General features: G+C 64.2%; 18 protein-coding genes. 5 read left to right on the top strand and 13 right to left on the bottom strand.

The features are described 5' to 3' along the window. Positions 1 to 25: 25 nt before the first annotated feature. The 4 genes from ACEUEL_RS05380 to ACEUEL_RS05365 all read right to left on the bottom strand — a co-directional run bounded on the left by ACEUEL_RS05380 (position 26) and on the right by ACEUEL_RS05365 (position 4,034). Positions 26 to 658 (bottom strand): hypothetical protein, encoded by a 633-nt coding sequence (locus ACEUEL_RS05380; protein WP_405702931.1) that lies wholly within the window; start codon positions 656 to 658, stop codon positions 26 to 28. A gap of 12 nt (positions 659 to 670) precedes the next feature. Continuing rightward, positions 671 to 2,926: a xanthine dehydrogenase family protein molybdopterin-binding subunit gene (locus ACEUEL_RS05375; RefSeq protein WP_405702928.1), complete on the bottom strand. Its 2,256-nt coding sequence runs from the start codon at positions 2,924 to 2,926 to the stop codon at positions 671 to 673. A 1-nt stretch (position 2,927) separates the two neighbouring features. Then, the gene (locus ACEUEL_RS05370; protein WP_405706582.1) at positions 2,928 to 3,389 is read right to left on the bottom strand and encodes a (2Fe-2S)-binding protein; all 462 of its coding nucleotides are present in this window, start codon (positions 3,387 to 3,389) and stop codon (positions 2,928 to 2,930) included. 201 nt (positions 3,390 to 3,590) lie between these two features. Beyond that, entirely contained in the window at positions 3,591 to 4,034 is a 444-nt protein-coding gene (locus tag ACEUEL_RS05365) for a GlcG/HbpS family heme-binding protein (protein WP_405702926.1), read from the bottom strand. A 336-nt stretch (positions 4,035 to 4,370) separates the two neighbouring features. Here ACEUEL_RS05365 and ACEUEL_RS05360 point away from each other — a divergent pair, with 336 nt between their 5' ends. After that, entirely contained in the window at positions 4,371 to 7,256 is a 2,886-nt protein-coding gene (locus ACEUEL_RS05360) for an ATP-binding protein (protein WP_405702923.1), read from the top strand. Between the two features lie 6 nt (positions 7,257 to 7,262). On the opposite strand, the gene ACEUEL_RS05355 is transcribed toward ACEUEL_RS05360, so the two are convergent. The 7 genes from ACEUEL_RS05355 to ACEUEL_RS05325 form a co-directional block, all read right to left on the bottom strand. Next, the gene (locus ACEUEL_RS05355) at positions 7,263 to 7,568 is read right to left on the bottom strand and encodes a putative quinol monooxygenase (RefSeq protein WP_405702922.1); all 306 of its coding nucleotides are present in this window, start codon (positions 7,566 to 7,568) and stop codon (positions 7,263 to 7,265) included. A gap of 12 nt (positions 7,569 to 7,580) precedes the next feature. After that, positions 7,581 to 8,333: an alpha/beta fold hydrolase gene (locus tag ACEUEL_RS05350; RefSeq protein ID WP_405706579.1), complete on the bottom strand. Its 753-nt coding sequence runs from the start codon at positions 8,331 to 8,333 to the stop codon at positions 7,581 to 7,583. A gap of 83 nt (positions 8,334 to 8,416) precedes the next feature. Then, positions 8,417 to 8,677: a hypothetical protein gene (locus tag ACEUEL_RS05345; RefSeq protein ID WP_405702920.1), complete on the bottom strand. Its 261-nt coding sequence runs from the start codon at positions 8,675 to 8,677 to the stop codon at positions 8,417 to 8,419. A 111-nt stretch (positions 8,678 to 8,788) separates the two neighbouring features. Then, a complete protein-coding gene (locus ACEUEL_RS05340) occupies positions 8,789 to 10,243 on the bottom strand; it encodes an MFS transporter (protein WP_405702918.1) in 1,455 nt (484 codons plus the stop codon). Positions 10,244 to 10,383: 140 nt separating this feature from the next. Further along, positions 10,384 to 11,025, bottom strand: coding sequence for a 3-isopropylmalate dehydratase small subunit (gene leuD, locus ACEUEL_RS05335; RefSeq protein WP_405702916.1), 642 nt, complete (start codon positions 11,023 to 11,025; stop codon positions 10,384 to 10,386). Positions 11,026 to 11,028: 3 nt separating this feature from the next. Continuing rightward, on the bottom strand, positions 11,029 to 12,435 hold the full coding sequence (locus ACEUEL_RS05330; RefSeq protein WP_405702915.1) for a 3-isopropylmalate dehydratase large subunit: 1,407 nt from the start codon (positions 12,433 to 12,435) through the stop codon (positions 11,029 to 11,031). Positions 12,436 to 12,547: 112 nt separating this feature from the next. Next, entirely contained in the window at positions 12,548 to 13,282 is a 735-nt protein-coding gene (locus ACEUEL_RS05325; protein ID WP_405702912.1) for an enoyl-CoA hydratase/isomerase family protein, read from the bottom strand. Between the two features lie 105 nt (positions 13,283 to 13,387). Here ACEUEL_RS05325 and ACEUEL_RS05320 point away from each other — a divergent pair, with 105 nt between their 5' ends. Genes ACEUEL_RS05320 through ACEUEL_RS05305 form a run of 4 tightly spaced genes read left to right on the top strand, consistent with a single transcriptional unit; the run spans position 13,388 to position 16,625 of the window. Further along, complete coding sequence (locus ACEUEL_RS05320; RefSeq protein WP_405702911.1) at positions 13,388 to 13,957, top strand: carboxymuconolactone decarboxylase family protein; 570 nt, start codon at positions 13,388 to 13,390, stop codon at positions 13,955 to 13,957. Between the two features lie 3 nt (positions 13,958 to 13,960). Next, entirely contained in the window at positions 13,961 to 15,022 is a 1,062-nt protein-coding gene (locus tag ACEUEL_RS05315) for an AbrB family transcriptional regulator (RefSeq protein ID WP_405702910.1), read from the top strand. Next, positions 15,019 to 15,825: an alpha/beta fold hydrolase gene (locus ACEUEL_RS05310; protein WP_405702907.1), complete on the top strand. Its 807-nt coding sequence runs from the start codon at positions 15,019 to 15,021 to the stop codon at positions 15,823 to 15,825. The genes ACEUEL_RS05315 and ACEUEL_RS05310 overlap by 4 nt, the downstream gene beginning before the upstream one ends. Continuing rightward, positions 15,822 to 16,625: an alpha/beta fold hydrolase gene (locus ACEUEL_RS05305; RefSeq protein WP_405702906.1), complete on the top strand. Its 804-nt coding sequence runs from the start codon at positions 15,822 to 15,824 to the stop codon at positions 16,623 to 16,625. Before ACEUEL_RS05310 ends, ACEUEL_RS05305 begins: the two co-directional genes overlap by 4 nt. Here the strand turns inward: ACEUEL_RS05305 and ACEUEL_RS05300 are convergent. Then, complete coding sequence (locus tag ACEUEL_RS05300; protein WP_405702903.1) at positions 16,598 to 17,482, bottom strand: MBL fold metallo-hydrolase; 885 nt, start codon at positions 17,480 to 17,482, stop codon at positions 16,598 to 16,600. The genes ACEUEL_RS05305 and ACEUEL_RS05300 overlap by 28 nt on opposite strands. A gap of 73 nt (positions 17,483 to 17,555) precedes the next feature. After that, positions 17,556 to 18,533, bottom strand: a complete 978-nt coding sequence (locus ACEUEL_RS05295) for a Bug family tripartite tricarboxylate transporter substrate binding protein (protein ID WP_405702902.1) — start codon at positions 18,531 to 18,533, stop codon at positions 17,556 to 17,558. Between the last annotated feature and the right edge of the window lie 10 nt (positions 18,534 to 18,543).

The following is an 18,543-nucleotide window of genomic DNA, read 5'->3' as shown; positions in this document are numbered from 1 at the left end:
GACTCTTTCCCGATGCCATGGGGTCTCACTCAGGGCATGGCTGACCAGCGGCCCCCCATTCCGCCATGTCCCTGACGTGATCCTCGAACGTTCCGGGCGGCTTGCTGCGCCCGTCGCCCGGCTCCCAGCTTCTCGGGATGAAGCCACCCAGTGACGCGTCATGCCGCAGATGATCGAGAAGGCCGGCGGCATCGCGGCCGCCATTGCGGCCCGGATCCTTGAGCTGCCGGCAAATGTCGGCGCCCGTCTGGCCGTACCAAAGGAAGTCGACGGGCGCGAGCTGCCACGGAATCCCGGCGTGCGGCGGCGCGGGCGCGGGGTCGTTCGGCTGCGTGGACGTCATGTGGCAGGTCGAACAGACGATCGTTTCCGTCCCGATCCGGCTTGGTCCTGCGTGAATGTTCATGCCATGAGCGCGCGATGTCGTTTCGCCGGCCGGCGTCCAGATCGGGATGCCGCGTGTATCGACATGGCAATTGGCACAGCGCGGATGCGTGACCACCGCCTCGATGCGCTTCCATGCCTCCAGACCCGCCGCCTGGCTGACGCTGCCCGGGGGTAGTGCATCCCTGGAGCCGCCGGTTTCGGCAGAGACCATCATCGTGAGGGGCACGATCGTCGCGCCGGCGAGTGCAATGGCGATCAGGAATCGATCCATGACGTCCCCCGCTCACACGAAGTCGATGAACTTATTGAACGGCATCTCCCGGATGCGCTTGCCCGTCGCCGCGAAGATGGCGTTGGCGAGCGCGGGCGCCGCTGGCGGCACGGGCGGTTCGCCGATGCCCCGCACCGTGTAGTCGTTCTCCAGCCCCCGCACTTCGATCACCGGACACTGGTACATCCGCATCGCTTCGTGGTGGTTGTAGTTGGTCTGCTGGACGGCCCCGTTGGCATAGGTGAGTTCGCAGTTCATGGCGTGGCCGAGGCCCCAGACGACGCCACCCTGCACCTGGTTCTCGAAATTGACGGGATCGACGACCTTGCCGACATCGGCGGCCACCCAGACCTTGTCGATCCGGATGCCGGCATCCGTCATGGTGACGTCGACGATCTCGGCCACTCCCGTGCCGAAGGCCTCGACGAAGGCGACGCCGCGGCCCTTTCCGTTGCCGAGCGGCCCCTTCCAGCCGGCCATGTCGCCGACCGTTTGCAGAAGCGTGCGGTAGACCGGAATCTTGCACATGTCGATGCGCGCCTGCAGCGGGTCCAGACCGGCGGCGTGGATCAGTTCGTCGATGAAGCTCTCGGTGAAGAACCCGTTCGCCGAAGCGCCGACCGACCGCCAGGTGGTGGTGGGCGACACGCCCTGCACCTCGAAGCTGGCCGCCCGGTAATTCGGGATGTCGTAGTACATGTTCCAGATGCCCACGGCCAATTGGCCGTCGGGGTCTTTGGGCGGCATGCCCATGCGGCCCAGAAGCTCCTTGAAGGGGGGCGTCGCCGCCACCTGGACATCGGCCGCGACGATCCTGCCGTCCTTCACGCTGCCGCGATATCGGCCCATCGCGATCTGCCGCGGAATGTCCTGCAGAAAGTCCTGCTCACGCGAGAATACGATCTTCACCGGCGTTCCGCGCAGCTGGTTGGCGATCTCGGCAAGCGCCCTGACATTCTCGAATTCCAGGCGATGGCCGAAGCTTCCACCCGACCATTCATTGTGGAAGGTGACCTGCTCGGGTTTCATGCCGATGGCCTTGGCGGCGATGTCCTGCACGGATTGCGGCGTCTGGTGGCCGACCCAGATCTCCATCCCGGCGTCGGTCACGATCCCGATGCCGTTGAGGGGTTCCAGCGGCTGGTGGCCGACATAGGGCGCGCGGTACTCCGCCTCGACCCGCGTTCCCTCCTTCAGCCCGGCGTCGACGTCGCCGTCGTTGCGCCACTGCTTGGCGAGGAATTCCGGGGTGAAGGAGGATTGCACGATGTCCCAGTGCCCGGCCTGATCGGCGGGGTATCTCGACGGTTCCCACACGCAGTCGATGTGCTCAGCCGCCTGCATGGCGTACCAGCTGTTGGTCGCGATGACGGCGACGCCGTTCGATATCTGGAGGATGTTCCGGACCCCCGGCATCAACTGCGCCTTGCTTGCGTCATACGACTTGATCGGCTGGCCCTTGTTGGGATTGAGCTTGACGGCCGCGTAGACCATCCCGTCCATCTTGCGGTCGATGCCGAACATCAGCTCGCCGGTCACCTTGGCGCGGATATCGAGCCGCTCCATCGGTTTGCCGATCAACCGCCACGTTGCCGGGTCGCGCAGCCTGACGTCGGTGACCGGGGGTATCTTTGCCGCTTCGGCTGAAAGCGTCACATAGGGTATTCGGGTCCCGTCTGGCAGGATGACGTGGCCGGCTTCGGTGCGGAGGTCGGCAACCGCGACGCCGCTGCGCCTGGCCGCAGCCGCCTTCAGCGTCTCCCGCGCAACCGCACCGGCGAGGCGCAGCTTCTCATAGGTGTCGGGGATCGCGCTGGAGCCTCCGGTCATCTGAAGGCCGGATTGCCGAAGCCATTCCAGCGCGGCGGCGCGCGCCTTTTCGGCTTCGGGGCTCTGGTCCGCCGCCATGAAGGGCGCGATCTCGTGCGCAAAGCCGTGGTTGAAGTAGGCGGGGCTGGGCCCGGCGAAGCGGACCTCGAACTGACCGATTTCCAGATCCAGTTCCTCCGCGATCATCACGGGCTGAATGGAGCCGACGCCCTGCCCAATGTCGGCATGCTGCGCAATGAGCGTGATCCCGTCCGGACTGATCTCGACCCAGGGATTGAAGGCGACCGAATCCGGCCCGAGGCCTGCCGTCAACGGGTTGGGAGCGGCAGCGGCGGGCGTCTCCGCGGCCCGGCCATAGGACCCGAAAACCACGCCCCCGACGACGGCCGCGGAGCCGAACACGAAGCCGCGGCGGGAAAGCACTGGCACGGCGCTCATCTCACTTGCCCCCCATCTTTCCGGCGGCCGTATGGATCGCGACCCGGATGCGCTCATAGGTGCCGCAACGGCACAGATTGCCGGACATGACCTCGTTGATGTCGGTGTCGGTCGGGGTGGGATGGGATTCGAGCAGCGCGATCGCCTGGATGATCTGGCCCGTCTGGCAGTAACCGCACTGCGGCACCTGATGCTCGATCCAGGCCTCCTGCACCGGGTGAAGCCTGCCGTTGCCGATGCCTTCGATCGTGGTTATCGCGCTGCCGGCGACGTCGCCGATACGCGCCTGGCAGGAGCGGACAGCTGCGCCGTCGATCTGCACCGTACAGACGCCGCACTGGGCAATCCCGCAACCATATTTGACGCTGGTGATGCCGAGCTCATCGCGCAGAACCCAGAGCAACGGCATCTCGGGTACAACGTCGACCTGGTGCCGCAGGCCGTTGACAATGATATCAAACATCGCACGCTTCCCCGGTTTACAGTAGTTCTCCGGCAATATGAATGCCGATCACGACGTCAAACAAACCGAATATCTAAAAGTCTTACTGTTCCTCTTATCCAATGCTCAGACAGCGGCCCGCGCCGGCGGTCCTTCAGCCCGACTTACCAGCCATCGATGCGGCTGCATTCCGCGTGAAAGCCTGTGGCTGTGCAACTCGGCTCACGGACCGTTTCTCATCGGGCCATTCCGAGGGATGGCCGCGACCGCCGCCTCGGCGACCGCAATATCCTGTTCGACCGTTCCGGCGCTGGCGCCGACAGCGCCAATGATCTCGCCGTCGAGGACCGCGGGGATGCCGCCGCCGAAGATGATGACCCTCCCGCCATTGCTGTGCCCGATGCCGAAGAGCGGGGCGCCGGGCTGCGCGAGTTCGTTCAGGAAGGCGGTCGTCTTGTCGAACAGGCGAGCGGTCACGGCCTTGCCGATGGCAAGATCGATGCTGCCGATCAGCGCGCCATCCTGACGTGAGAACGCTATGAGCGCACCGGACCCGTCGACGACAGCGATGTTATAGGCGATGCCGAAGCTCGTGGCCCTCGCCTCTCCGGCTTGCAGCATCAGCTTGGCGTCCGAGAGAGAGAGGCTGGTGCGAGAATAGGGCATTGTCCTCATCGCGCAGAATGACCATTTCGGCGATCGCCGCAGGGCGTTCAGCGGTGTTTACCCGCCAGTTCACCACCCAAATGACTTTCGCCTGCGATGGACACTACGGCGGGGATAGACGCGTCTGGGGTAAAAATAGGTAGTTCCACTAGAGGGAGCGGGGGCGCGAAATCCATCAAACGGGCGCGGGTCAGCAGCGGGGCCTTGAGCGACCGAGTGCGCCGGAAAAAAACGATGCTGAACGTCGCAGAGGGGAAAACGCGCGGGAAGCGTGCATTATAGCTTCTGTCAGATGCGCAGTTTCAGGCGCATCAAGACGGAGTCATTCGTGGGCGGATGAAACGATCCGGCGAACGAGACGGGAAAATCTATTGCTTCGGTGACTATCGGTTCACTCCCGACCGGCAGTCGTTGATGCACGGCGACAACAAGGTGCGGGTGGGCGCCCGGGCCCTCGACCTGCTGCACGTGCTTCTCCTCCACGCCGGAGAAGTCGTGGGAAAGGATCGGCTGATCAGCTTTGTCTGGCCGGAAACCTTCGTTCACGAAGACAATCTGAAGGTCAACGTCGCCGCGTTGCGCCGTGTTCTTCAGCAAGCCGGGCCGGGTCTGTCGTACATCGCCACCGTCAGCGGACGTGGCTACCGTTTTGTCGTGCCGGTGCGTGTCTATGGCGCCGATGCGGCTGGCCCGGCGCTCGATCCCGCCGACGGTTTTCGCACGCTGCCCGATCTCGCCGATCTCGTCGGCCGCGACGAGGTTCTGAACGACCTCGCTTCGAGGCTCACTGAACGACGGTTCCTGACGGTTGTCGGACCGGCCGGAGTCGGCAAGACGACCGTTGCCATCGCCTTGGCGAAACGCCTCGTGGAGCACTATCAGGACGGTGCCTGTTTCGTCGATCTCGCCGCCGTCGGCGACCCCTGGCTCGTGGACACGACGATCGCGGCGGCATTGGGCGTTGGCGGCAGGTGGACAAATGTGTTGGCCGGCCTCGTCGACGCCCTGCGGGATCGCCACATGCTGATCCTGCTGGACAATTGCGAGCACGTCCTCAGCACCGCGTCGGCGACCGCCGAACAGTTGACGCTTGCGCTACCGGACCTTCATATCCTCGCGACGAGCCGGGAGCCGCTTCGCTCGCGGATGGAGGATGTCTGCCGTCTGTCGCCGCTGCCTTACCCGGGCGAGCACGGCGGCCAGGACTGGGCGGATGCCATGGCCTTTCCGGCCGTGGATCTATTCGTCAGGCGGGCGCGCGCCTCGGGCTACCGTTTCGATGATGTCGAAGCTCCCGTCGTCGCAGCCATATGCCGCCGGCTCGACGGTGTTGCGCTCGCCATCGAGCTCGCCGCGGCGCGGTTGCCGACGCTGAACCCGGCACGCCTGCTCGAGCGTCTTGAGCACGGTTTCGAGCCGCTCAGATCCGGTTCCAACGACACCCCATCGCGGCACCAGACCCTTCTGGCGACGTTGGACTGGAGCTACCGGCTCCTCTCCCGGGACGAGGCCCGGCTCCTGCGGCTCTTGTCGGTTTTTTCGACCGGCTTCTCACACTCCGACATCATCGGTGTCGCCGGCGATGATGGACGTAGCATCGAGGAAATCTCCGCGTGCGCGCAAAGCCTCGCCGCGAAGTCGCTTCTGTCGGTCACCTATGAGGCTGGCGCGCCGCGCTTTCGCCTGCTCGACAGCACGCGCAGCTTCGCGGCGGCCAGACTTTCGGAAAGCGGCGAGGCCGCAGCCGCCCAATCCGGCCATGCGCGCTACCTCGTCCGGGTGTTCGAGCAGGCCCAGACGGAGTGGGCATGGCGCCCGAGGAGCGAATGGACCACGGCCTATGGGCCCTGGACGAACGATCTGCATAAGGCGATCGAGTGGACCTTCGGCGACGGCGACGAGCCGGAGATCGGCGTCCGGCTTACCAGCGCCGCCATCCCGCTGTGGGACGAGCTTTCGACCGTGGCCGAAAGCCGCCGGCGCGTCGAACGCGCCCTGCGCTCAGGCGAAGCGCTGTCGCGATGCGGCCCGTCGATCAGGATGAAGCTCACCGCCTCCTACGCTTCGGGGCTCAATTTCTCCGACCATCTCGGTCCTGAAGCCGATGCGGCGTGGCTGGAGGCCAACCGGCTGGCCTGCGAGATCGGGGATGTCGACTATCAGTTCCGAACCCTTTGGGGCCTGGGCATCTTGCAGAGCTTCACCGGTCGGCACCGGATGGCGATCGCGACGCTGGAGCGTTTCGGCCAGCTCGCCGCCTCGGAGAACGAACGAGCGGTGGTGGCGGACGGCGAGCGCGTCAGGCTGACGGCCGTGTTCTACTGCGGCGACGTGGGGGTGGCACATGCGGATCTGAAAAGGCTGGTGCGCGAACACGCCACCACCGCAAGGCGCGCGGGCGTCGCCCGGTTCCAGGTGGACCGGTTCGTGTCGATCCGCGTTGCGCTCGCGACGGTGGCCTGGGTCGCCGGCGATCGTGGCGAAGCGACGCTTGCGCTCCGGGAGGCGCTCGACCACAGCGTCGCGCTCGATCATCTGGTTTCGCATGCGAACGTCCTGGCACAGGCGGCCCTTCCCCTCGCCCTATGGTCCGGGGAGACGGCCACCGCGCGCCGCCATGTCGCCCAGCTGTCCCGCAATCTCGGCGTGCGCGACATCGCCATCTGGAGACCCGTCCGTGATCTCTACGAAGGGGCGATCAGCAGCAAAGAGGGTGATGCCGACGGCATCGACACCATGCGGCGGGCAATTGATCAGCTCATCGGCAATAATTTTCGCGTCCGCGTTCCCATGTACCTCGCCATGGCGGCGGAAGCTGGACTGCAGCACGGACGCATCCCGGTCGCCCGCGACTGCCTCAGCGCCGCCTTCGAGCACGCCGACCGGCAGGGCGAATACTGGTCCCAGCCCGAACTGCTGCGCCTGCGCGGTCTGCTGCAGCGGCGGGAAGGCGACGCATCCGGTGCGGCGGAAACGTTTCTGATGGCAATGGAGACCGCGACGGAGAGCGGCGCCCTGTTCTTTCGGCTGCGGGCGACCACCGCACTCGCGGAACTGTGGGCCGACACGGAGGGCCCCCTTGCCGCGGCCGAGCTGTTGTCGCCCATCTGCGCGGCATTCGAGTTCGAGGATGAACCGGCCTGCGCGAATCTGGCGCGGGCGCGCCAACTGCTCGACTCGCTGATGCGGCAGCACAGGGACCGGGGCGAAGGCGCGTCCTGACCCTGCCTAGCCGTTCGTGTTGGCTACCAGCGTGGGCTCAAGAACAAAGGCATTTCGCTCGGCGAGGTCGTGGATCTTCGCCAGATAATGCTTGAAATGCGGGGTCTCGCGATGCGCCGCCACGGCTGCATTGTCGATATACAGCTCGTCCAGCACATAACGGTCGGCCTTCGCCTGGTCGCGCCAGATGTCCCATCGCAGATTTCCCGGCTCGCTCCGACACTGGGGCGCCATGTTGAACAGCAATGCCTCCAACTCGGCGGCCTTGCCGGGCCTCGCCACCAGCGTCGCCATGATCTTGATATGCGCCATAATCGCGTTCCGCTATTTGTCCGCCGACGCGATGAAGGCCGCCACTTCGCGGGGATGCGATAGCATCACGGCGTGACTGCTGTTGATCTCCTGTGTCATCGCCCCCGCTCGTTTGGCGAATCCGCGCTGGAACGTCGGAGGGATCATCCCGTCCTTCTCGGTGACCAGGAAATATGTCGGCTTGGTCTTCCATGCCGCCTTCGCGATCGGCGTTTGCACGGCCTCCAAGCCCCATGGAACCTGTGCAACGGCCATGAAGCCGGTGACCGCAGGATCGACATCGGCAGCGAACGCCGTCGGGAACTTCGCCGGGTCGACGAGCAGGTAACCGTCGTGCGGCGGAAGTAGCGGCGCGCCCGATTCGCCGGCAGGCACCGGCTTTTCCGACAGCGACGCCACGGATTCACCCACCTCGGGGGCATAAGCCGCGATGTAGACGAGGCCCTGAACCTTGGGATTGGCCCCGGCCTCCGTGATGACCATGCCACCATAAGAGTGGCCGACGAGTATCACCGGATGCTTGGCCGAGGCGATCACGCGCTCTGTCATCGCGACATCGCCGCTGAGGCTGATGGTGGGATTCTGGACGACAAGCACCTCGTAGCCAGCCTTAGAAAGGATGTCGTACACCTGTTGCCAGCCCGAGCCGTCAACGAATGCGCCGTGCACCAGAACGATGGAGACCGGTTTGTCGGCGGCACGTGAGACGGCTGGGGGCGCCATGACAATGGCAGCTATGAATCCAAGTATCGATTGTTTGATCATCATCTCCACCCTTAACTACGCCGCGCCCGGCAGGCCGCTGGAGAGCTTCGAAATCGCGTTCTCAGCGGCGCCACGGGCTATCGTCAGCCCGTGGCCTCGTCTGCACCGAAATGAGCGACCGCGTCGGACGCGGGGTCGACGGTCGGCGTAGCCAGCACGACCTCATAGCCGGCTTTAACAAGAGCCGTCGCCAGCACCGCTGTGACGTCGGGATAATGCGCCGGGGAGCGCCGGAAACCGGCTTTGGTGTCGATCCAGGCCGGGCCCGAACCCGGCATCGCACCTTTTTCCTTGCCCATGAAGCCTCCCGATTTTTCGCGGCGGATGGCCGGAAACATGGTCATCAGCTTCGGTCGGGATGATATCGGGCTCCCCTCGGGATGGCTGGTGAAAAGAGGTAAAAGCCACCTCCGATGGCGGCGCCGCGGACTCCATCCCCGGATTCGGGCGAGTGCCTAGACTTTCCGTACCGGATAAGGACCGAGGAGCAGGATCAATCCCGCCCCGGCCAGAAGCAGCACGACGCAGACCTGCAGGATTTCCGAATAGGAACCCATGCGATCGAACGCATAACCGAACAGGCTCGGCCCGACGAACGCGCCGACGACGAAAATCCCGTAGAGCATGGCGTAAGTCGTGGCGTAGCTGCGCATCCCGAGATAGCGGGCCACCAGATAGGCCATCAGATCGAATTCGATGCCGGAGGTCAGGCCAAGCAGAAGGATGGCAACGAAGGCCAACGGAAAACTGACCTCGTCGAGCGAAAAGATCAGGCAGGCGACGGCGCCCATCGTCAAAATGACGGTTCCGACGGCTGGTGCCCAGAAGCGGTCGACCAGCACCCCGCCAATCAACCGCCCGGCCACGGCCGCTATGCCGACCAACGCGGCAAGATGAACAACCTCACCGGGCTTCATGCGCAGTGAACGCAGGATATTCTCGATATTGGGCAATAGCGCAGCCACGGCGAGCGACATCGGCACGAAGACGATCGCCAGCAGCCAGAAATATCGCGAGCCGAACGCCTCTCGAACGCTCAGGCCATCCCGTGCATCGGATGGAACCGTTTCTGCGCCGGCGCCCCCGCCTCGGAGGCCCGCAAAGCCCCAGAGGGCGGCCGGACACGCGACGAGGATGGGCAGAGCGCCGACGACCAGAACGGTCACGCGCCATCCCACGGCTTCGATCAGCAGGAAGGCCAGGGGCTTCACCAGGAATGCAAAGAGGCCGGCTCCGGACAGCACGATGCCGAGCGCGAGACCCCGCCGTTCCCGGAAAGCCCCATTGATGACCCGCGTGAAGACAACCGGCGTCGCCCCCAGGCCGAAGATCGCGATGGCTGTCCACGACAAATAGTATCGCTCGATCGAGCCGTTGGACGCCGCGAGCGTCATGTAGCTGAGGCCCAACCCCGTCAACGAGATCGCAGCCACCAGCCGCGCGCCGAACTTGTCGATCAACGTCGCGAAAAACGGGCCGACGATGAGAACCGACCCGGCCAGCAAAGACAGTCCACCGAAGATGGTCCCGAACGACCAGCCGAACTCTTCCGCGAAAATAGGTGCCAGAATACCTACCGTATAGAACGGGAGAGCAGGCAGACCAAGCGCCGAGCCCAGCAACCCGCCGACCATCAGCGGAAAGCCCTTTCTGAGTTCAGTGAAGTCCACTTCCGTCAGCAGAGTGCTTCCTTGTGCACAAACCAGCAGTTCAGCCGTCACTTCAAGATGAAGAACCAACCATATGACTGTATCGATCGTGCTGACGTCCGCCAAGCGCAAGCTGTTCGACCTGAAGGAGGCGCTCGGCCCGCGTTCCGTCCATTCCGTCGTGGCGCTGTCGGGGACGCTCACAGCTTGCCAAGCGCTGCTTCGCGAACGCACCAGCAGCAGGCACGGCCAAACGAACATCGCGACGTCCGATAGGGCGGCGCAAAGCGGGCGACGCTAAAAGCGTCGCCGAGGGCCCCGCAAAGGCGCGTCATAAAGCGAGAAAATGTAAAATATAGTACACTATATCTGAGTAATTTACAAAATGAATAAATACCTATCTATTCGATCTCTTTATCCAATCTATTATCGAAAGCCACCTGATACCACGGCGCTTGGCTCGCCGTACGAGCCTCCCAAGCGTCTATTTCTGTTTGATGCTTCGAGGTCAGCCCGATATCGTCCAGGCCTTCGAGCAAGGCCAGCCTATCCGCTGGCGCGATATCGAAATGGATCGGCGCTCCCCCCGGCCCGGAAAGGCTCTGGCTGTCAAGGTCGGCCGTGAACGGTGCGCCATCCGCAGCAACGACCCGTTGTGCGAATTCCGCGAACACGGCCTCTTCGAGAGTAATCGTCAGAAGGCCGTTCTGGAGGCAGTTTTCCCGGAACTGGTCGGCGAAGCTGGGAGCCACGATGCATGTTATGCCATTGGCCATCAAAGCCCAGACCGCGGCCTCCCGCGAGCTGCCGCAACCGAAATTGGCACCGGTCACCAGGATGGCTGGATTGCTGAACTGCGGCTGGTTCAGGACATGGTCGGCAACCGGTTCACCATCCGGTTGCCACCGCGACCGCATGAACAACATGCGCTGATAGTCCGGCTGCAGCTTACGCGCCATCTGGATCGGGGAGATGTCGTCCGTATTGATGTCACTCGCGAGCATCGGTACGGCCGCGCCCGTGGTTCTGGTAAAGGCCTGCATGGATCAGTTCCCCGCAAACTCGCGCACGTCGGTAATCACGCCGGTGATGGCGGCGGCGGCGGCCATGCCTGCGCTGACGAGATGCGTCCGCACGCCGGGTCCCTGTCGCCCTTCGAAGTTGCGGTTGGTGGTCGACAAGACGCGTTCGCCCGGGCGCCCGCGATCGCCATTGCCGCCGGCGCACATGGAACAGGCCGATTCAGCCCAGTAGAAGCCGGCCTCCTTGAAGAGGACGTCCAGGCCGAGCGCTTCCGCCTCGCGCCTGACACTGCTGGAGCCGGGCGAAATCATGGCGATGACCCCTTCGGCCACCTTGCGGCCGCGGACGATCTCCGCTGCCTCCTTCAGATCCGGTATGCGGCCATTGGTGCAGGAGCCGATGAACACGCGGTCCACCTTGATCCCCCGGAGCGCATCGCCCCGACGCAGGTCCATGTATCTCAGAGCCTTGTCCAGCGCGGACTGGTCCGTCAAACCGGCATCCGCCGGCGTTTGCGGAACATGGCCGCCGACCCCGACCACCTGCGCCGGTGTGGTGCCCCACGTAATCTGCGGCTCGAGATTGGAACATTCGATCGTGTGTTCGATGTCGAACTCGGCATCTGGATCGCTGTGGAGATCGACCCATTGAGACATGGCCGCATCCCATGCCTCCCCCACCGGCGCAAAAGGCCGCCCCTTGAGCCAGGCGAAGGTCTTGTCGTCGGGAGCCACGAAGCCGCTGCGGCCGCCGAACTCCACCGTCAGATTGCACAGCGTCATCCGGGCTTCGATGCCCATGTCGCGCACGGCGGAGCCGGCATATTCGACCGCATATCCACTGGCACCGGCGACACCCAGTCTGGCGATGATGTACAGGGCGACGTCCTTTGCCGTGACGTGTCGCGCGAGTGTGCCTTCGAGGTTGAGGCGCATCGTCCTGGGACGCTTCATCGCCAGCACCTGCGTCGCCAGGACATGCTCGAGTTCCGTCGTTCCGCAGCCGAACGACAGCGCTCCCAGCGCACCGACGGTGGCCGCATGACTATCTGGAACGCAATGCGTGGCGCCCGGCAGGACCATGCCGAGTTCAGGCCCGATGACGTGCGAAATGCCCTGATCGGGATCGCCGACGTCAAAAATGCGAAAACCGAACTCCGCGGCACCGGCACGCTGGGCGCGCAGGAACGGCGCACCCTCCGGATTGGTCTCGTCGTCACGTCCCGGCCGGCTCGAGATCGTATGGTCCTGGACGGCGAATGTCAGATCCGGACGTCGCACCCGGCGTCCGGCCTTGCGTAATTTTTCGAATGCCTTGGGGCCATGCAGCTCATGCACCATGGTGCGGTCCATGTAGACGAGTTCGCGCCCGTCGATCCGCTTGGTGACGAAATGCGCATCCCAGATCTTCTGAAACAGGGTGCGTGGCATCGGCTCCTCCTAGAGCATTACCGGTGAACACCGGTTCACCGGTAATGCTCTGGTTTGTTGTTTCAACGCGTTTTCTTCACGCGAACCGCAATCCACTTCGCTCGAAAACGCTCTAAAGGCTCGGCTTGACCAAAGCCATCAGCGTGCCAGCGTACTCCGACGCCATGTCGGGCGAGAGATGCGGCGCTTTCCCGAGGTAGCGCTTGAGTGTCTCCAGGACCAGCCGTTGGCGGCCGGCGAGCGCCTCTACATAGGCCTTGGCGTCCACGTCGAACCTGGCGTCAGGAAAGACCTTGCTGACCAAGCCGAAGGAAACCGCCTCATGCGCAGAGATTTCCTCGGCCGAATAGATCATATGGGACAGCGCTTTCAGCGGCATTTTCCTGACAAGGGCCGAGATCGCCAGTGTCGCGGGGATGGAATGCTTGATCTCCGGCAAGGCAAAGCGCGCTTTGTCGGTCGATAGCGTGACGTCACAGCCCCCGGCCAGCGCCGCGCCGAAACCGATCGCGTCGCCTTGAACCAGGGCGACAACCGGGACGGGACACGCGCTGATGGCGTCATAAACGTCCAGCGTCGCCCCCAATTGCTTCTGCCGTGCATCCCACGGAAGACTCTCGGGCGATTCACCCTTGCCGTTGCGGCCTCGACAAAATGCGTCGCCTCGGGGAGCGATCGCGACAACGGCGACGTCAGACATCATGCCCGCGCGCCTGATCACCTCGGCGAGACCGACCATCTGTTGTCGGGTGAGCATGTTGCCCACGTCCGGATCGCTCAGTTCGATCCACGCGACCATGGATTCGACCTTCACCACCCGCGGGGCAAAATCGACAGCTGTGAGCATTAATCCAAATCCTGCATACGAAAATATGGATAGTGCACTTTTCTAATGCCGGCTAGTGTATTTATCTGCGTGCCGCTCGTACAAGCGGGACGATAGGAGAGCCGTATGAGTCGCTTTGGAATCTCAGAGCCGGAATGGAACGAGGAGCAGCAGGCGCTGGCGAGACGTCTCCGCGAGAGTGCGCGCGGCAAGATCGGGCTGCCGTTCCTCAACCTGCTGTCGCTGCCAGAATTGGCGCGATGCGTCGCCGATGTGGGCGCGTGTCTGCGTTTCAAAGGCGTTTTGGCGGGAGATGTACGAGAACTCGTGATCGTCACCGTCGCCGAGCATTGGCACTGCACCTACGAGTGGACCAGCCATGCAAAGCTGGCGAAGGAAGAGGGACTCAGCCCCTCGACGCTTGCGGATCTGGCAAAGGGGCAAGAGGGAGCGGATCTGTCATCAGCGCAGCGCAAGGCCGCAGCTGCCGCGCGCGCTGTGCTTCAGCGTGGAAAACTCGACGACATGGAATTCAAGGAGCTCGCCGACGCCGTCGGCCGGGAAGGCGCGCTCGAGGTGATCGCCCTGTGCGGCTACTACTCCATGCTCGCCATGGTGATAAACGCCGGCTTCCCGGACGCCGAACAACCCGATTGGACCTGCGCCGTCGAAACCAGCCTCGCAGTTACCGGCTAACCGATGCGCGCTACACTGCAAGCCGTCGGCGCGCTGATCATTGGCGGCTTCGGAGGACTTGTTTTCAAGTACCTGCACCTGCCGCTGCCTTGGACCCTGGGGTCACTGGCCGCCGTCGGCATCGCAGCGATCTTCGGAAGTCGCCTGCTCGTCCCGCCTCAGCTTCGGCATGCCGCACGCCCGGTCGTCGGCGTGCTCGCCGGCAGCGCCTTCACCGTCGAGATCGTGGCCGGCATGGCTCAATGGTGGCCGATTCTGCCGACCGTCCTTCTCTACACGCTGGCCACGGCCATCCTCGGTTCAATCTATTTTGCGCGCGTGTGCCGTTTCGATCAGGCGACGGCGGTTTTCGCCAGTTTCCCCGGCGGGCTCGGCGAATTGACACTGCTGGGCGGCTCGCTTGGCGGTGATGTTCGCAAGCTGGCACTTGTTCATTCAGCCCGGGTCATAACCGTCGTCTTCTGCGTGCCGTTCATCGTGCGCGCGCTCGCCGGCGATCACGTCGGCACCCCCACTCTGCCTGCCCTCACGCAGCATGCCGCTGCAATCACCGCCGGGGACTGGCTCATTCTCGCCGCCTGCGCAGCCGGCGGCTATCTGCTCAGGCATATATTCTCGCCGTTGGGCGGCGCGATGGTCGCCGCCATGATCTTCAGCGCCATCGCCCATGGTGCGGGCCTGACAGCGGCCCAGCCACCACAATGGCTCGTCGGCCTCGTACAGGTCACGATCGGCGCGATCGTCGGATCGAGGCTGGGCGGTACGACACACAGCGAACTCGGAAAGACGATGCTGCAGGGCGCGGCGTGGGCTGTCGTGCTCATCAGCCTCGCCGCGGTGACAGCCGTGGTGTGTGGGCTGTTTCTCGATTTTGACCGGCCCACTCTCCTGCTGGCCATGGCGCCGGGTGGTCTGGTCGAGAACACCCTGCTGGCCTACGCGATGGGGCTCGAAATCGCGTTCGTCGTAACGACCCAGCTCTGCCGCGTCGTCGGCACGATGGTCCTGGCGCCTGTTCTTTTCAGGGTTCTCGGACCCAAATCCCCGCCATCGGAGACGCAATGACCCTGTCGGTATCCACTGAGATAATTGCCCGCGACGCCAATGTGACGTTGGAGGTTCTGAAGCAGGGGGCTGGCCCGCTGGTAGTCATGCTGCCGTCGCTCGGTCGTCCCGCGCAGGACTTCGATCCGATCGCGGAAATCGTCGCCGCCGCGGGCTACACAGTGCTCCGCCCTCAACCACGCGGTATCGGCAAGAGCACATCGACCGCGCCCTACAGCGACCTGCACGACTGCGCGGCCGACATCGCGACGGTGATCGAAGCCTTTGGTGGCGCGCCGGCTTTCGTCGCCGGTCATGCCTTCGGCAACCGCGTGACCCGTATGCTCGCCACCGATCGCCCCGACTTGCTGACCGGCATTTCGATCATCGCGGCAAATGTCGGTATCGCGCCGAGCGGACCGAAGATGCGCGCGGCGATCCGGGCCAGCGCCAACGCCGCGCTGCCGGACGAAGAGCGGCTCGAGGCGCTGCGGTTCGCCTTCTTCGCGCCCGGCAACGACCCGCGCGGCTGGCTGAAAGACTGGTATCCCGACGTCCTGGCGGCGCAACGTCACGCGGGCGACCAGACGCCGCGCCACGAAGACTATGCCGGCGGAACGGGGCCGATCCTGTACCTCCAGCCGGACAACGATCCGCTGGCACATGTCGAGCATGCCGAAATCTTCAAGCGGGAGCTTGGAGATCGTGTCACCGTCGTCGTCATTCCGGGGGCGAGCCATGCGGCTCTGCCCGAGCGGCCGGCGTTCATCGCCGAACAGCTCATTGCCTTCATGGCGCCGATACATCCGCCGAGGAAGCCATGAGCGAGATGTTCTGGACAGAGCGCGACGGCGTCAGCCTGCACTACAAGCTCTCGGGAGAGGGCCACAGCCTGGTGCTCATTCACGAGCTGTCGGGCACCTCGGACAGCTGGGACGAAGTGGTCAAGCGCCTCGAAGGTGGCTACCGCATTCTGCGCACCGACCAGCGCGGGACCGGTCTATCGGAGAAAGTCCGGCAGGCCTTCGACGTCGCGGACATGGTTGACGACATAATCGCGATCATTGCGGCGTCCGGTCTGCCGCCGCCCTACACGGTCGCAGGCATCGCCTCCGGCGCGGCAATCGCTGTCGAGGTGGCCGCCCGGCTCGGTACGGCAGTCGAACATCTTCTGCTTTGTTCGCCGGCTCTGAAAGCCAATCCCGACCGGCGCGATTATCTCGTCCAACGTGGTGCCAAGGCGCGGCAGCAGGGCATGCGCTCGGTCGTCGACGTCGTGTTCGAGCGGTCCTATCCCACGGATGTCATCACCGACCGCGCCGTCTACGACGAATACCGCTCGCGCTTCCTCGCGATCGATCCGGTTTGCTATGACTTGGCCAACCATATGCTGGCAGGCGTTGACGTCACCGCCGCCAAGCTGAAGCTGACGTGCCCTGTGCTGGTGCTGGCCGGAAACCGGGACTTGCTACGACCGGTAGCTCATGTCGAAGAGGATATCGCGGGCATCGCCGATTGCAGCCTGCGCGTCGTCGACAGTGGCCATATCATGATCCTGCAGGCTCCCGACGCTGTGGCCAGCGCCATCCGGACCCTTCACCAAGCCAGCGGCTCGAACGAATAGCCCTCGCTGCCCGATGCGATCCGGCCACGATAGGGCCAACCGAAATGCATCGGCATGATGATCGCCGCTGTCTGCGCGGCGCGGGCCAGGAAAGCGGCGCGCGTCTGCCGGGCTCGATCCGGAAATACGCAATAGCGCGTGTTCAGATCCGGAAAACGGACCTGCAGGGGACTGTGCATGATGTCAGCCGAGAATACGGCGTGGCTGTCGTCGTCGTGCAGCCACAGCGCGACTTGCCCGGGTGTATGTCCGATCGCGTCGGCGACATGGAGCCGGCCGAAGAGAATGTCGCCCGGTTCAAAAAGATCGATCAGGCCGGCCTCGGCCAGAGGCAGCACGCTGTCGACCCATGCGCCACTGTTTATACCGGTCTCGCCACCCGCGTAGCGCTCCGACACGAAATCAAACTCGGCGCGGGGAATGTGGTGGCGAGCCCGTGGAAAGGCGGCAGCCCACCGATCATCGCGCCACACCGTGCAGCCCCCGACATGGTCGGCGTGAAGGTGGGTCATCACGATGTCGGTGACGCTATCCGGCGTCGCGCCGGCGGCAGCGAGCCAAGCCGGGACCAGCGTCTTGAGCATGTTCTGGCGCTCGGCCGGTCGCCTCTTGCCGTTGCCGAGGCCCGGATCGATGAGGATTACACGCCCTTCGAACTGAACCATCCATATCTGGATGGTGATGATCAGCCGGTCGATGCTCGGCTGGTAGTGATGCGGCGCCAGCCATTTCGCTTCCGCCTGGAGATCCTGGGCTGAGAGGTCGGGAAACAGGAAGCCGGGGTCGTGGGTTGGGCCGGACATTTCCAGTACCCGCGTGATGCGCATGTCGCCGAACAGGAAGGACTGGCTGAGCATTTGGGATGACCTGGTTATGGCGGCAGCCAGCCGGCCCCAACCGGGGCCGGCTGCAACTTGGCATCCAGGGACGTCAGCGCTTGACGAGCTGTATACCGGCCTTCTGAAGGATGCCGCTCAGTTGCTCGGTATATGCGGCAATGAACTTGGCGGTGTCCTCGGGGGACGTGAAGGCCGCCTCGTATCCGTTTTTCGCAACGTAGTCCTTCCAGTCGTCCGTCTCCGTCGCCTTGCGAACCATGTCGCTGTAATAGGCGAGAGCTTCGGCAGGCATTCCGGGAGGGGCAACGAGGCCGCGGATCTGCGGCAGGTTGGGGACGTCGAAGCCGGACTCGGTCAGCGTGGGGACATCCGGGAAGCCCGGCAGGCGCTTTTCGGAGACGGCAGCGATGACGCGCAAGGCGCCACTGCGAACCTGCTCCGCAGCCTCGCCGGGCTCGACGATCATCATGCTGACGTGGCCGCCAAGCAGGGCCGAGAGGCGCTCGCCGCCCGACGGGAAGGAGATGAACTGCCAATCGGCGCCGGTAACGCCCATCAGAAGCTGACGCAGGACGTTTTCGCGCGCGAGAACCGAGCCGCCCGACTGGCTCAGCTTGCCGGGGTTGGCCTTCGCAGCCGTGATGAAATCCTGAAGCGTCTTGTATGGAGAATCGGCCTTGACCGCGATCAGACCGGGCTCGCGGATGACGAGCGCGACGGGCGTCATGCTGGTCAGCGGATTGGTGGCCTCGGCAGACACCAGCGGATCGGTGATCCAGATGTTGGTGAAGACGCCGAGCGTGTTCTCGCCGCCGGCCTTGCTGGCGACATAGGCGGCGGCGGTCGTGCTGCCACCGCCCGGCTTGTTCGCAACCTGGATACGCACCGGCGACAGTTTGTGCTTCTCGATCACCGAGATCAGCGCCCGGGCAAACACGTCGTTGCCCGATCCTGGACCAGCGTGCACGGCGATTTCGAGCGGGCGCTTCGGTACGAATTCGGCTTTCGCAAGCGGAACGCTCGCCACCGCAAGCACGGCCGCAACGGCAGTCGTGAGTAGGCACCTCATTGAATTTCCT

It is taken from the genome of Ancylobacter terrae, from assembly GCF_045108345.1.
Taxonomy (GTDB): domain Bacteria; phylum Pseudomonadota; class Alphaproteobacteria; order Rhizobiales; family Xanthobacteraceae; genus Ancylobacter.
This window is presented reverse-complemented; position numbering and strand designations above follow the sequence as displayed.

What these genes read in the sequence shown, in the direction of transcription:
- ACEUEL_RS05380 (WP_405702931.1), bottom strand. Translation starts at nt 658, where the DNA reads ATGGATCGATTCCTGATCGCCATTGCACTCGCCGGCGCGACGATCGTG.
- ACEUEL_RS05375 (WP_405702928.1), bottom strand. Translation starts at nt 2,926, where the DNA reads ATGAGCGCCGTGCCAGTGCTTTCCCGCCGCGGCTTCGTGTTCGGCTCC.
- ACEUEL_RS05370 (WP_405706582.1), bottom strand. Translation starts at nt 3,389, where the DNA reads ATGTTTGATATCATTGTCAACGGCCTGCGGCACCAGGTCGACGTTGTA.
- ACEUEL_RS05365 (WP_405702926.1), bottom strand. Translation starts at nt 4,034, where the DNA reads ATGCCCTATTCTCGCACCAGCCTCTCTCTCTCGGACGCCAAGCTGATG.
- ACEUEL_RS05360 (WP_405702923.1), top strand. Translation starts at nt 4,371, where the DNA reads ATGAAACGATCCGGCGAACGAGACGGGAAAATCTATTGCTTCGGTGAC.
- ACEUEL_RS05355 (WP_405702922.1), bottom strand. Translation starts at nt 7,568, where the DNA reads ATGGCGCATATCAAGATCATGGCGACGCTGGTGGCGAGGCCCGGCAAG.
- ACEUEL_RS05350 (WP_405706579.1), bottom strand. Translation starts at nt 8,333, where the DNA reads ATGATCAAACAATCGATACTTGGATTCATAGCTGCCATTGTCATGGCG.
- ACEUEL_RS05345 (WP_405702920.1), bottom strand. Translation starts at nt 8,677, where the DNA reads ATGACCATGTTTCCGGCCATCCGCCGCGAAAAATCGGGAGGCTTCATG.
- ACEUEL_RS05340 (WP_405702918.1), bottom strand. Translation starts at nt 10,243, where the DNA reads ATGTTCGTTTGGCCGTGCCTGCTGCTGGTGCGTTCGCGAAGCAGCGCT.
- leuD (WP_405702916.1), bottom strand. Translation starts at nt 11,025, where the DNA reads ATGCAGGCCTTTACCAGAACCACGGGCGCGGCCGTACCGATGCTCGCG.
- ACEUEL_RS05330 (WP_405702915.1), bottom strand. Translation starts at nt 12,435, where the DNA reads ATGCCACGCACCCTGTTTCAGAAGATCTGGGATGCGCATTTCGTCACC.
- ACEUEL_RS05325 (WP_405702912.1), bottom strand. Translation starts at nt 13,282, where the DNA reads ATGCTCACAGCTGTCGATTTTGCCCCGCGGGTGGTGAAGGTCGAATCC.
- ACEUEL_RS05320 (WP_405702911.1), top strand. Translation starts at nt 13,388, where the DNA reads ATGAGTCGCTTTGGAATCTCAGAGCCGGAATGGAACGAGGAGCAGCAG.
- ACEUEL_RS05315 (WP_405702910.1), top strand. Translation starts at nt 13,961, where the DNA reads ATGCGCGCTACACTGCAAGCCGTCGGCGCGCTGATCATTGGCGGCTTC.
- ACEUEL_RS05310 (WP_405702907.1), top strand. Translation starts at nt 15,019, where the DNA reads ATGACCCTGTCGGTATCCACTGAGATAATTGCCCGCGACGCCAATGTG.
- ACEUEL_RS05305 (WP_405702906.1), top strand. Translation starts at nt 15,822, where the DNA reads ATGAGCGAGATGTTCTGGACAGAGCGCGACGGCGTCAGCCTGCACTAC.
- ACEUEL_RS05300 (WP_405702903.1), bottom strand. Translation starts at nt 17,482, where the DNA reads ATGCTCAGCCAGTCCTTCCTGTTCGGCGACATGCGCATCACGCGGGTA.
- ACEUEL_RS05295 (WP_405702902.1), bottom strand. Translation starts at nt 18,533, where the DNA reads ATGAGGTGCCTACTCACGACTGCCGTTGCGGCCGTGCTTGCGGTGGCG.